The sequence below is a fragment of the Streptomyces sp. NPDC050534 genome, from assembly GCF_044457745.1.
GTDB lineage: Bacteria > Actinomycetota > Actinomycetes > Streptomycetales > Streptomycetaceae > Streptomyces.
Window position 1 is genome coordinate 23067 of record NZ_JBITHF010000004.1, and the last position, 13225, is coordinate 36291.

Consider the following 13225-nt stretch of genomic DNA (forward strand, 5'->3'; position numbering starts at 1 on the left):
GGTGGCCTTGCCAAGAGGTCCGGTCGTTTTCGTGCAAGGGGGAGCAGATGAAGGGCTGGATCGGACGACCCGCACGACAGTGGGGTCCGTGCCCCTGTGCAGAGTGTCAAAGTTCGACCCCCGGTTTTGTACACATACGGCTCATGACGGGCCCCCCGTGGTGAGCGATAGCCTTGTGGCGTGATCAGCGCGATATCTCGCGGGGGCAGTGCTGCCCCCGCCCCGCGCCCGGTGAGCACGGACCACCTCCGTGACCGGGCGGCAGTCGCTGGTCCTCGCGGGCGGGACGGGGTCGAAGGGGCCCCCAGGGCGCCGGACACCCCCCGGAGGCGGATGCCGCAGAGATCGGCATCACACTCCGCGGTCGTGTCGAGAATGGCCGATAACCCCCCGCTCATCCCACCTTGCGGCATAGCGTCGGAGCAGACCGGAGAACCCGGGCCGAGGCGTCGAGCCGCAGGGGAAGAGGCCGTACTTCCTTCTACGTCACGCAACGGCGCGCGACAGGAGCCAGAGGACAATGCAGACCAAGCTGGACGAAGCCAAGGCCGAGCTGCTCGAAAGGGCCGCCCGGGTAGCTGAGAACAGCCCGGTCGGGGGGCACCTACCGACTGGGACGAAGGAAGAGGGCACCCCCGACCGGGACACCGTGCTCGCGTTCCTCCAGCGCTACTACCTGCACACCGCCCCGGAGGACCTCTCCGACCGCGACCCGGTCGACGTCTTCGGAGCCGCACTCTCGCACTACCGGCTGGCCGAGAACCGCCCCCAGGGCACGGCCAACGTACGGGTCCACACGCCCACGGTGGAGGAGAACGGGTGGACGTGCAGCCACTCCGTCGTCGAGGTCGTCACCGACGACATGCCGTTCCTGGTCGACTCCGTCACCAATGAGCTGACGCGGCAGGGACGCGGCATCCACGTCGTCATCCACCCGCAGATCGTGGTCCGCCGGGACGTCACCGGCCAGCTCATCGAGGTGCTCACCGGGAACCCGGGCGGCGACCTGCCGCACGACGCGCACGTCGAGTCCTGGATCCACGTCGAGATCGACCGCGAGACCGACCGCGGCGACCTCAAGCAGATCACCGCCGATCTGCTGCGCGTCCTGTCCGACGTCCGGGAGACCGTCGAGGACTGGGACAAGATGCGGGACGCGGCGCTGCGGATGGCCGACGAGCTGCCCGCGGAGCCCGTGGCCACCGATCTGCGCGACCAGGAGATCGACGAGGCCCGTGAGCTGCTGCGCTGGCTGGCCGCCGACCACTTCACCTTCCTCGGCTACCGCGAGTACCAGCTGCGCGACGACGACACGCTGGCCGCCGTGCCCGGCACCGGCCTCGGCATCCTGCGCTCCGACCCGCAGCACTCCGAGGACGAGGGCCACCCGGTCAGCCCGTCCTTCGAGCGGTTGTCCGCCGACGCCCGCGCCAAGGCCCGTGAGCACAAGCTCCTCGTCCTGACCAAGGCCAACAGCCGCGCGACCGTGCACCGGCCGTCGTACCTGGACTACATCGGCGTCAAGAAGTTCGACGCGGACGGCAACGTCGTCGGCGAGCGTCGCTTCCTCGGTCTGTTCTCCTCCGCCGCCTACACCGAGTCGGTGCGCCGGGTTCCGGTCATCCGCCGCAAGGTCGACGAGGTGCTGGAGCGCGCCGGCTTCTCGCCCAACAGCCACGACGGGCGCGACCTGCTGCAGATCCTGGAGACGTACCCGCGCGACGAGCTCTTCCAGACCCCGGCAGCCGAGCTCGAGTCCATCGCCACCTCCGTGCTGTACCTCCAGGAGCGCAGGCGGCTCAGGCTCTACCTGCGCCAGGACGAGTACGGGCGCTACTACTCCGCGCTGGTCTACCTCCCGCGCGACCGCTACACCACCGGCGTCCGGCTGCGGATCATCGACATCCTCAAGGAGGAACTCGGCGGTATCAGCGTCGACTTCACGGCCTGGAACACCGAGTCGATCCTCTCCCGGCTGCACTTCGTGGTCCGCGTCCCGCAGGGCACCGAGCTGCCGCAGCTGTCCGACGCCGACAAGGAGCGCATCGAGGCGCGCCTGGTGGAGGCCGCGCGCTCCTGGGCCGACGGTTTCGCCGAGGCGCTGAACGCCGAGTGCGGTGAGGAGAAGGCCGCCGAACTGCTGCGTAAGTACGGCAGTGCCTTCGCCGAGGGCTACAAGGCCGACCACACGCCGCGCGCCGCGGTCGCCGACCTGGTCCACCTCGAGGAGCTCGACGAGGCCCAGTCCGCCAGCGGCAAGGACTTCGCCCTCAGCCTGTACGAGCCCGTGGGCGCCGCCCCCGAGGAGCGCCGGTTCAAGATCTACCGCAAGGGTGAGGCCGTCTCGTTGTCCGCGGTGCTGCCGGCCCTCAGCCGGCTCGGCGTCGAGGTGACGGACGAGCGGCCGTACGAACTGCGGTGTGCGGACCGCACCACCGCCTGGATCTACGACTTCGGCCTGCGCATGCCCAAGGCGCAGAACGGCAGCGGTGACTACGGCGGCGACGACGCCCGCGAGCGCGTCCAGGAGGCCTTCGCCGCGACCTGGACCGGCAAGGCGGAGAACGACGGCTTCAATGCTCTCGTGCTCAGCGCCGGCCTGAACTGGCGCCAGGCGATGGTGCTGCGCGCGTACGCGAAGTACCTGCGGCAGGCGGGCTCCACCTTCTCGCAGGACTACATGGAGGACACCCTCCGCAACAACGTCCACACCACCCGGCTGCTGGTCTCCCTGTTCGAGGCGCGGATGTCGCCGGACCGCCAGCGCGCGGGCCACGAGATCGTCGACGCCCTGCTCGAAGAGGTCGACGCGGCCCTCGACCAGGTCGCCTCGCTCGACGAGGACCGGATCCTGCGGTCCTTCCTGACCGTCATCAAGGCGACGCTGCGCACGAACTTCTTCCAGGAGGCGGCGGGCGGCAAGCCGCACGAGTACGTCTCCATGAAGTTCGACCCGCAGGCGATCCCGGACCTGCCGGCGCCCCGCCCGGCGTACGAGATCTGGGTGTACTCGCCGCGCGTGGAGGGTGTGCACCTGCGCTTCGGCAAGGTCGCGCGCGGCGGTCTGCGCTGGTCCGACCGGCGTGAGGACTTCCGCACCGAGATCCTCGGCCTGGTCAAGGCGCAGATGGTGAAGAACACCGTCATCGTGCCGGTGGGCGCCAAGGGCGGCTTCGTCGCCAAGCAGCTGCCGGACCCGGGCGTGGACCGGGACGCGTGGCTGGCCGAGGGCGTCGCCAGCTACAAGACGTTCATCTCGGCGCTGCTCGACATCACCGACAACATGGTGGCCGGCGAGGTCGTGCCGCCGCAGGACGTGGTCCGGCACGACGAGGACGACACCTACCTCGTGGTCGCCGCCGACAAGGGCACCGCGACCTTCTCCGACATCGCCAACGGCGTCGCGGAGACGTACAACTTCTGGCTCGGCGACGCCTTCGCCTCCGGCGGCTCCGCGGGCTACGACCACAAGGGCATGGGCATCACCGCCCGCGGCGCCTGGGAGTCCGTCAAGCGGCACTTCCGGGAGCTGGGCGTCGACACCCAGAGCGAGGACTTCACGGTCGTCGGCATCGGCGACATGTCCGGTGACGTGTTCGGCAACGGCATGCTGCTGAGCGAGCACATCCGCCTGGTGGCCGCCTTCGACCACCGGCACATCTTCATCGACCCGAACCCGGACGCGGCCACCGGCTACGCCGAGCGGCGCCGCATCTTCGAGCTGCCGCGCTCGAGCTGGGCCGACTACGACACGGACCTGATCTCCGCGGGCGGCGGCGTCTTCCCGCGCAGCGCCAAGGCCATCCCGGTCAACGCGCACATCCGCGAGGCCCTCGGGATCGAGGGCAAGGTCTCCAAGATGACGCCGGCCGACCTGATGAAGGCCATCCTCCTGGCGCCGGTCGACCTGCTGTGGAACGGCGGCATCGGCACGTACGTGAAGGCCTCCACCGAGACGCACGCGGACGTCGGCGACAAGGCCAACGACCCGATCCGCGTGGACGGCGCCGACCTGCGCGTCAGGGTCGTCGGCGAGGGCGGCAACCTGGGCCTGACCCAGCTCGGCCGGATCGAGTTCACGCGCCAGGGCGGCAAGATCAACACGGACGCGATCGACAACAGCGCGGGCGTGGACACCTCCGACCACGAGGTGAACATCAAGATCCTGCTCAACGGCCTGGTCACGGACGGCGACATGACCGTCAAGCAGCGCAACAAGCTGCTCGCCGAGATGACCGACGAGGTCGGCAGCCTGGTGCTGCGCAACAACTACGCGCAGAACACGGCGATCGCCAACGCGCTGGCCCAGTCCAAGGACATGCTCCACGCCCAGCAGCGCTTCATGCGCCACCTGGTGCGCGAGGGCCATCTGGACCGGGCGCTGGAGTTCCTGCCCACGGACCGGCAGATCCGCGAGCGGCTCAGCCAGAGCCAGGGCCTGACCGGCCCGGAGACGGCCGTCCTGCTGGCGTACACGAAGATCACGGTCGCCGACGAGCTGCTCCAGACCTCGCTGCCGGACGACCCGTACCTGCGCACGCTGCTGCACGCGTACTTCCCGACCGCGCTGCGCAGCGAGTTCGGGGACCGGATCGACGGCCACCCGCTGCACCGTGAGATCACCACGACCGTCCTGGTCAACGACACGGTCAACACCGGTGGTACGACGTATCTGCACCGGATGCGCGAGGAGACCGGCGCCTCGCTGGAGGAGATCGTCAGGGCGCAGACCGCGGCCCGCACGATCTTCTGCTCGTCCCCGGTGTGGGACGCGGTGGAGGCCCTCGACAACCAGGTCGAGGCGGACGTCCAGACCCGCATCCGGCTGCACTCGCGCCGGCTGGTCGAGCGCGGCACGCGCTGGCTGCTCAACAACCGGCCGCAGCCGCTTCAGCTCGCCGAGACGGTCGACTTCTTCGCCGAGCGCGTCGAGCAGGTCTGGCAGCAGCTGACCAAGCTGATGCGCGGCGCGGACCTCGAGTGGTGGCAGCAGATCTACGACGAGCTGACCGCCGCCGGCGTCCCGGACGAACTCGCCACGCGCGTGGCCGGGTTCTCCTCCGCCTTCCCGGCGCTCGACATCGTCTTGATCGCGGACCGCATGGGCAAGGAGCCGCTGGACGTCGCCGAGGTGTACTACGACCTCGCCGACCGGCTGCACATCACGCAGCTGATGGACCGCATCATCGAGCTGCCCCGCGCAGACCGCTGGCAGTCCATGGCCCGCGCCTCCATCCGCGAGGACCTGTACGCGGCCCACGCGGCGCTCACGGCGGACGTCCTGGCCGTCGGCAACGGCGCCTCGACCCCCGAGCAGCGCTTCAAGACGTGGGAGGAGAAGAACGCCGCGATCCTGGGCCGGGCGCGCACGACCCTGGACGAGATCCAGGGCTCGGAGACGTTCGACCTCGCCAACCTGTCGGTGGCGATGCGCACGATGCGGACGCTGCTGCGCACGCACTCGTAGGTCCTGCGACGAAGGGGGCGCCCCGAGCCGTCCGGCTCGGGGCGCCCCCTTCGTGTGCGGGTGCTCAGCTGGGCTGCGGCACCTTCGGCATGACCACCTTCGGCCGGGGCTTGGGCTTGTCGCTCTTGTCGCCCGTGAACGCCTCGTACTCCTTCATGACGTCCTCGGTCGGGCCGTCCATGCGCAGTTCGCCGCGCTCCAGCCACAGGACCCGCTCGCAGGTGTCGCGGATCGACTTGTTGTTGTGGCTGACGAGGAAGACCGTGCCCGCCTGCTCGCGCAGGGCGCGGATGCGCTGCTCGGAACGCTTCTGGAAGGACCGGTCGCCGGTGGCGAGGGCCTCGTCGATGAGGAGCACGTCGTGGTCCTTGGCGGCGGCGATGGAGAAGCGCAGCCGGGCACCCATGCCGGAGGAGTAGGTCCGCATGGGGAGGGTGATGAAGTCGCCCTTCTCGTTGATCCCGGAGAAGTCGACGATGTCCTGGTAGCGGGTCCTGATCTCCTCGCGGGACATGCCCATCGCGAGGCCGCCGAGGAAGACGTTGCGCTCGCCGGTCAGGTCGCCCATCAGGGCCGCGTTGACGCCGAGCAGCGAGGGCTGGCCGTCGGTGTAGATATGGCCGTTCTCCACCGGCAGCAGGCCCGCGACCGCCTTGAGCAGGGTCGACTTGCCGGAGCCGTTGGTGCCGATCAGGCCGATCGCCTCGCCCTTGTAGGAGACGAAGGAGACGTTCTTGACGGCGTGCACCGTGCGCACGCCCGCCGCCTGCTCGGCGTGCTTGCGGCGCAGCATGCGGTTGAGCGCGGCGGTGGCGGAGCCGCGTCCGGCGCCGGTGCCGTTGACCCGGTAGACGATGTCGACGCCGTCGACGACGACGGTGGGGATGCGGGTGTCGTTCGCGTGATCAGCCACGGCCGTACGTCTCCTCAGCCTTCCAGAAGTAGATGAAGCCGCCGACGCCGGCGAGCAGCGCCCAGCCGATCGCGAGCGCCCACACGTGCGGCGGCAGCTGGTGTGCGTGGAAGCTGTCGATCAGGGCGTAGCGCATCAGGTCGATGTAGACGGCGGCCGGGTTGGCCTTGAGGACCGGGGCCACCCAGTGCGGCAGCCCGCTGCCCTTGCCGGTCAGCTTGTCGATGTTCCACATCACGCCGGAGATGTACATCCAGGTGCGCAGTACGAACGGCATGAGCTGAGCGATGTCCGGGGTCTTGGCGCCCATCCGGGCCATGACCATCGCCACGCCCGCGTTGAAGGTGAACTGCAGCACCAGGGCGGGCAACGCCAGCACCCAGGAGAAGGCGAGCGGCACGCCGAAGCAGAGCAGGATCACGACCAGGGCGGCCATGGAGAACAGCAGCTGCTGCAGCTGCTGGAGGCAGAAGGAGATCGGCAGGGCGGCCCTGGGGAAGTGCAGGGCGCGGACGAGGCCGAGGTTGCCGGAGATCGCGCGCGTCCCGGCGAGGATCGAGCTCTGGGTGAACGTCCAGATGAACACGCCCGTCACCAGGAACGGGATGTAGTCCGGCACGCCCTTCTTGGTGTGCAGCAGGACACCGAAGATGAAGTAGTACACCGCCGCGTTCAGCAGCGGGGTCATGACCTGCCAGACCTGGCCGAGCTTCGCCTGGCTGTACTGCGAGGTGAGCTTGGCGGTGGCGAAGGCGGTGATGAAGTGGCGTCGTTCCCACAGCTGCCGGACGTACTCGGGCAGGGAGGGGCGGGCGCCGCTGACCGAGAGGCCATGACGGGCGGCCAGCGCCGCGAGATCGTCGTCGGCCGGGGCCGGCGACGCGGGCGGTGTGTGGAGGACCTGGCTCACATCCGCTGCTTTCGCTCGGAGTTTCTTTACGCTTCTGTTGACGTTCTTTTACGTCGGGACGGGACCGTATCGTCGCAACGTGAGCGTAGGCCCAATCGACGTCGGAACGCAACCGTTTCGTCGTAACGCCCCTATGCTGGTCGCATGACGACGAACGCCGACGAGCCCCAGACGCGTCCGCGCCGCCGCACCCCCGCCGGTGCGGCCGTACTCCGTGAGGACGTGACGGAGGCCATCCGGGGCGCCGTCTTCGAGGAGCTGGCGGCCGTCGGTTATGCGCGGATGTCCATCGAGGGGATCGCGCGGCGCGCGGGTGTCGGCAAGACCGCGGTGTACCGGCGGTGGCGTTCCAAGCTGCATCTGGTGCTCGACGTCGTCTCGGCGCTGGCGGTGATGGGCCTGCCCGTGCCGGACACGGGCAGCCTGGAGGGCGACCTGCGGCTGCTGTACGAGGTCACCTCGCGGGCCCTGCGGCACCCCGTGGCCTCGCAGATCATCCCGGACCTCCAGGCCGAGGCGGCCCGCAACCCCGAGATCGCCGAGGCCATGCAGAAGACCCTGCGGGAGGGGCAGGAGGGGGTGGCCAGCAAGATCCTGGTGGCCGCGGAGCAGCGGGGCGAGATCCGGGAGGGGTTCGACGACGAGCTGGCCCTCGACCTGATCTCCGGTCCCCTGTACTGGCGCTCGGTGGTGATCCGCAGCCCGAAGCTGCCGAAGGGGTACCTGGCGTCGCTGGCGCGCGCCACGGCGGCGGCCGTCAAGGCGCTCTGACCCGCACTGGGCCCGAGGCCCACTGGCCGCTCAGCCCCGCGCCGCCTCCGGATGCAGTCGGACCCAGCCCTCCCAGGCCGACGTGATCATGTCCTGGACGTCGTGTTTCGCCTTCCAGGTGAGTTCCGTGGCGGCGCGGTCGGCGGAGGCCACGACGCGGGCGGGGTCGCCGGGGCGGCGGGACGCGACCGTCGGGGCGCGGTCGTGGCCGGTGAGGGCGTTGATGCGGTCGATCATCTCGCGGACGGAGACGCCTTCCCCGCGGCCGATGTTGAGGGTGAGGTCGCGGCCGGGGGAGGAGCGCAGGGCGCGGGCGGCGGCGACGTGGGCCTCGGCCAGGTCGACCACGTGGATGTAGTCGCGCACGCAGGTGCCGTCGGGCGTCGGGTAGTCGTCGCCGAAGATGCGCGGGGGCGCGTTCTCGGTGAGCTTCTCGAAGACCATGGGGATGAGGTTGAAGACCCCGACGTCCGCGAGTTCGCGGGTCGCCGCGCCCGCCACGTTGAAGTAGCGCAGCGAGGCCGTGGCGAGGCCCGTCGCCCGGCCGGTCGCGCGCACCAGCCACTCGCCGGCCAGCTTGGTCTCCCCGTACGGCGACATCGGCGCGCACGGCGTCTCCTCCGTCACCAGGTCCACGTCGGGCATGCCGTACACGGCCGCGGACGAGGAGAAGACGAAGGACGGGACGCCGGCCGTCGTCACGGCCTCCAGGAGCACGCGCAGACCCTCGACGTTCTCCCGGTAGTAGTGCAGGGGGAGGTCCACGGACTCGCCCACCTGCTTCTTCGCCGCCAGGTGCACGACTCCGGTGACCTCGTGGTCGGCGAGGACGCGGGCGATCCGCTCGCCGTCCAGGGTCGACCCGAGGACCAGCGGCACCTCGTCCGGTACGCGTTCGGCGATGCCCGTCGACAGGTCGTCGTACACCACGGCCCGCTCGCCCGCCTCGGTCATCGCGCGGACGACGTGCGCCCCGATGTAGCCGGCGCCGCCGGTGATCAGCCAGGTCATGTGCGGCCGTCCCCTCGTCAGTTGGCCTGTCGTCTCCCCGAAGCCCGTATCAGTGAAGCAGGCGGGGGAGTCACGCGTGCACGGCGGCGGTGACCTCCTGTGCGTCCGAGGGCACGCGACGGGGCCGCGGACGGGCCGGGGGCTCAGTGGCGGTGGAGCGCCACAGACGGGTGAAGGACAGGACGGCGGCCGCGGTCAGCAGGCCGTTGCGGCCCAGCATCAGGGCGCAGCCCGTCCAGGTGCACTCCCTGACCTCGGAGTACAGGGCCGGATAGGCGACGGCGCTGATCGCGGTGGCGACGACGATCAGGGCGGCCGCCGGGCGCTGCACGGTGTGCCGCGAGGTCAGGCACACGGCTGCCGCGCCCAGCAGCCAGATCATGTACTGCGGGCTGATCACCCGGCTGGTGACGGTGAACAGGAGCACGGCGCTCAGCGCGGCGTCGTACGGCGTCGCGGGCGTCCAGTGCCGGGCCCGCAGCCGCCACAGGAGCAGCATCGCGAAGGCGACCGCCGTGAGCGCGAGCATCAGGTGCGCGACGGTCCGGACGTGCGGGCCGGTGAACTCCAGCGAGCCGTACTGGTAGCGGACCTGCCCCGGCCACCCGGCGTGCGTCGCGAGGGCGAGCGCCGTGCCGCCGAGGGACTCGATCTGCACGCCCCGCCCGCCCTGCTGCTTGAGGAACGCCAGCGGGTTGGCGAACAGGGCCGCGAGCAGCGTGAGCGAGGCGGCACCCGTGACGGCGGCCCAGGTCCACGCGGAGCGCGTCGTACGCCCTCTCGGCGCACCCAGCAGCACCAGCGCCGGCCACACCTTCACCAGCGCACCGAGCGCCGCGAACGCCCCGTACGCGCGCGTGGAGCGGGGCAGTGCCAGCAGGGAGATGACGGCGAACGCCGTGACCTGCACGTCGTAGCGGGCGAGCGGCATGTGCAGCAGGAGCGGGAGGCCGCCGATCCACAGCGCGGCCCCGAGCAGCCTGCGGCCGGGGCGGGTGCCGGCCCGGGCCAGCGCCAGCGTGATCGCCGCGTCGGCGGCGAGGGTGAGGGCCACGAACGCCTGGAAGTACGTCAGGCCCGGCAGCAGCGCCGGCGACAGCAGCACCGGGCCCGCGCCCGGCGGGTACTGCCACAGGGGGTCGTGCGCGGGGAAGGCGCCGTGCGCGAGGACGCCGTACCAGTGGTGGTAGAGACGCGACACCTCGCGGGCGACCGAACCCCGGCCCAGCAGGGGTCCGGCACTGTGTGCGAGCAGCCACAGCATCAGGGCCCGGGTGGTGAGCCAGGTGGCGCCGAGAGTGAGGAGGCGGTGTTTCCGGACGGTGGTCGTCACGGTGGTCGTCACTGCATTCATCACGCCGGATCGTAAGCCGGGCGAATGGCGTGCATAGGCTGAAACACCGTCAATCCCCGGTAAGCGCCCGGCTACCGCCCAAAATCAGCCGTGTGCTGATCGAGGTAGCGGGGCGGGCGAACCGTCGGCGGATGCGTACGGAGGTCGTGGCCGTGGCGGTTCCCACGGCCGTCATGCTCGCGATCGGGCTGTGGGGTCTCGACCGCGGCGGCATGTGGGGCGACGAGGGCGTCACCTTCCTGGTCGGGCGCCGCTCGGTGCCGCAGATCTGGCAGCTGCTGCACGGGATGGACGCCGTGCACGGCCTGTACTACCTCGCCATACACGTCGTGCTCGCCGTCCATCCCGGCGAGGTCGTCCTGCGCCTGCCGTCCGTGTTCGGGGCCGCCGCCACGGCCGGCCTGGTCGCGGCGCTGGGCGTACGGCTGGCCCGGCCGCGGGTCGGCCTGTGGGCCGGCCTGATCTACGCGATCACGCCGCTGACCGGCCACTACGCGCAGGAGGGGCGGTCGTACGCCATCGTCTCCGCAGGGGTCGCGGGGGCGACCCTGCTGCTGGTGCCGGTGGTGCAGGGACGGCCACGCCCGGGCTGGTGGTGGCGGTACGGCGGACTCCTGGCACTGACCTCGCTGCTGCACGAGCTGGTCGTGCTCGCGCTGTGCGCGCACGCGGCGACCCTGGCGCTGGCGCGGGTGCCGCGGGCGGTGTGGCGCGGCTGGCTGCGCGCGGCCGGGCTCGCGGGCGTCGTCGTCCTGCCGCTGGTGTGGGTGTCGCAGCGGCAGTCGGGCCAGGTGTCGTGGCTGGTGGCGCCGGACGGGGCCAAGGTGGAACAGCTGGTGCGGGACTTCGCCGCCGGACCGACGGACGCGGTGTTCTGGGTCAGCGTCGCGCTGGTGGCGGTCGGGGTCACGGCACGGCGCACGGCGGTGGTCGCGCTGCCCTTGCTCGTGCTGCCGCCCGCGATCCTGATCTCCGTGTCGCAGTACCGGCCGCTGTTCCACGAGCGCTACGTGCTCTACGCGCTGGCGGGCGCGCCGCTCCTGGCGGCCGCGGGCACCGACCGCGTGTTCGTCCTCCTGGCGCGCCTGCAGCCGAACGGCCTCCGGCTGCGCTACGGCCGCCTCGGCACCCTCACCGGCGTTCTGGCCGTCACCGCCGCGTTCGTCCAGTGCCTCCCGCTGTACCGGCAGGACCGCTCCCCGGCCCACCGTCCCGAGAACCTCGCGGCCGTGGCCGCCGTCGCCGCCCGCGACATCCGCCCCGGCGATCCCGTCCTGTACCTGCCGTCGAGCTGGCGGCTGACGGCGCTGACGTATCCGAAGGGGTTCCGGGAGGCCCGCGACATCGCGCTGACGGAGTCCGGGCCGCGGTCGGGGACGCTGAGCGGCCTGGAGACCACTCCGGAGGAACTGCGGCGCAAACTGGCCGGTCTGAAGCGCCTCTGGGTCGTCGCCGACTCCAAGATGCTGAACTCGGGCAGGCGCCCGGGCAACCCGACCGACCGCGTCAAACTCGCGGTCGTGGAGGAGCAGTTCACCGCCCGGGGCAAGTACGTCAGCGGGCGCGTGGCCTTCTGCCTCTACGTCCGCCGCCCGGCGCAGGCGGCGGCCGCCCCGCAGGCGGCGCACGGCACGGCCGGGTCCGGGGCCGGGTCCGCTACGCCGGCTCCGACGACGCGGCAGCAGCGTCCAGCGCGCTGGTGAGCTCGTCGAGCCGGGTCCGCAGCTGACGGATCTCGTCGACGTCGATGCCCGTCGCCGCGGCGATGCGGCGCGGCACCTGCTCCGCCCGCTCACGCATGGCGGCGCCTTCGGCGGTCAGCCGCACCTCCACCGAGCGCTCGTCGCGGGTGCTGCGCTCGCGCCGGACCAGGCCGGCCGTCTCCAGCCGCTTGAGCAGCGGGGAGAGGGTGCCGGAGTCGAGCCGCAGATGCTCGCCCAGCTTCTTGACCGGCAGATCGCCGTGCTCCCACAGCACCAGCATCACCAGGTACTGCGGATAGGTGATCCCGAGGTCCTTGAGGAGCACGCGGTAGACGCCGCCGAAGGCGCGGGAGGCGGCGTTCAGGGAGAAGCAGATCTGCTGGTCGAGCCGGAGCCAGTCGGTGGCCGGGGCGTCGGGCGTGGTGGACATGGGTCCAGGGTAGCCCCTGCGAGCCATTTAGTTGTGCGCAATTGAATTGTGTGCTCTACTTCTTGTCGTGAGGCGGCCGCGGAAGAGCCGCCGGAACGTGACTTCGAGAGGGATGGTTTCCATGGACGCGCTCTACACCGCTGTCGCCACCGCCACCCACGGCCGGGACGGCCGGGCCTTCACCAACGACGGCAAGGTCGACGTCAAGCTGGCCCCGCCGGTGGAGCTGGGCGGCAACGGGGAGGGCACGAACCCGGAGCAGCTGTTCGCCGCCGGCTACGCCGCCTGCTTCGGCAGCGCCCTCGGTCTCGTCGGCCGTCAGGCGAAGGTCGATGTCAGCGATGCCGCGGTGACCGCCGAGGTCGGCATCGGCAAGCAGGGTGAGGGCTTCGGGCTCAAGGTCGTCCTCCGCATCGAGCTGCCCGACACCGTGGACGAGGCGACCGGCCGCAAGCTGGTCGAGACCGCCCACCAGGTCTGCCCCTACTCCAACGCGACCCGCGGCAACATCGAGGTCGACATCGTCATCGAGTAGAAGTCGTCGGACATGTGTGAGGGGGGGGGGGGGGGGGGGGGGGGGGGCGGGCCCGCCCCCCCCGCCGCGGGCCCCCCCCCCCCCCCCCGCGCGGGGGGCGAGCCCCCCCCCGAGAGACGCCCCGGCCGGGG

The 13225-nt window shown here is 71.1% G+C and carries 9 protein-coding genes; 4 read left to right on the top strand and 5 right to left on the bottom strand.

Annotation, left to right across the window (positions count from 1 at the left end; all coding sequences use genetic code 11):
- Window positions 1–520: 520 nt before the first annotated feature.
- Window positions 521–5467, top strand: a complete 4947-nt coding sequence (locus ACIBN2_RS14430) for an NAD-glutamate dehydrogenase (protein WP_399134663.1) — start codon at window positions 521–523, stop codon at window positions 5465–5467.
- Between the two features lie 64 nt (window positions 5468–5531).
- Here the strand turns inward: ACIBN2_RS14430 and ACIBN2_RS14435 are convergent, their stop codons facing one another.
- Window positions 5532–6380, bottom strand: coding sequence for an ABC transporter ATP-binding protein (locus tag ACIBN2_RS14435; protein ID WP_399134664.1), 849 nt, complete (start codon window positions 6378–6380; stop codon window positions 5532–5534).
- Window positions 6373–7290: an ABC transporter permease gene (locus tag ACIBN2_RS14440; RefSeq protein WP_399134665.1), complete on the bottom strand. Its 918-nt coding sequence runs from the start codon at window positions 7288–7290 to the stop codon at window positions 6373–6375. Before ACIBN2_RS14440 ends, ACIBN2_RS14435 begins: the two co-directional genes overlap by 8 nt.
- Before the next feature lie 144 nt (window positions 7291–7434).
- Between ACIBN2_RS14440 and ACIBN2_RS14445 the strand changes: the two genes are divergently transcribed.
- Complete coding sequence (locus tag ACIBN2_RS14445; RefSeq protein WP_399134666.1) at window positions 7435–8061, top strand: TetR/AcrR family transcriptional regulator; 627 nt, start codon at window positions 7435–7437, stop codon at window positions 8059–8061.
- Window positions 8062–8091: 30 nt separating this feature from the next.
- Here ACIBN2_RS14445 and galE read toward each other — a convergent pair whose 3' ends face one another.
- Together galE and ACIBN2_RS14455 are read right to left on the bottom strand one after the other, a co-directional pair.
- Complete coding sequence (gene galE / locus ACIBN2_RS14450) at window positions 8092–9072, bottom strand: UDP-glucose 4-epimerase GalE (protein WP_399134667.1); 981 nt, start codon at window positions 9070–9072, stop codon at window positions 8092–8094.
- Between the two features lie 70 nt (window positions 9073–9142).
- Window positions 9143–10426, bottom strand: coding sequence for a glycosyltransferase 87 family protein (locus ACIBN2_RS14455; protein ID WP_399134668.1), 1284 nt, complete (start codon window positions 10424–10426; stop codon window positions 9143–9145).
- A gap of 92 nt (window positions 10427–10518) precedes the next feature.
- Here ACIBN2_RS14455 and ACIBN2_RS14460 point away from each other — a divergent pair, with 92 nt between their 5' ends.
- Window positions 10519–12129, top strand: coding sequence for a hypothetical protein (locus ACIBN2_RS14460; protein WP_399134669.1), 1611 nt, complete (start codon window positions 10519–10521; stop codon window positions 12127–12129).
- On the opposite strand, the gene ACIBN2_RS14465 is transcribed toward ACIBN2_RS14460, so the two are convergent.
- Complete coding sequence (locus ACIBN2_RS14465) at window positions 12083–12559, bottom strand: MarR family winged helix-turn-helix transcriptional regulator (protein ID WP_399134670.1); 477 nt, start codon at window positions 12557–12559, stop codon at window positions 12083–12085. The genes ACIBN2_RS14460 and ACIBN2_RS14465 overlap by 47 nt on opposite strands.
- 121 nt (window positions 12560–12680) lie before the next feature.
- Between ACIBN2_RS14465 and ACIBN2_RS14470 the strand changes: the two genes are divergently transcribed.
- Window positions 12681–13094 (top strand): organic hydroperoxide resistance protein, encoded by a 414-nt coding sequence (locus tag ACIBN2_RS14470; protein ID WP_399134671.1) that lies wholly within the window; start codon window positions 12681–12683, stop codon window positions 13092–13094.
- Window positions 13095–13225: the final 131 nt, after the last annotated feature.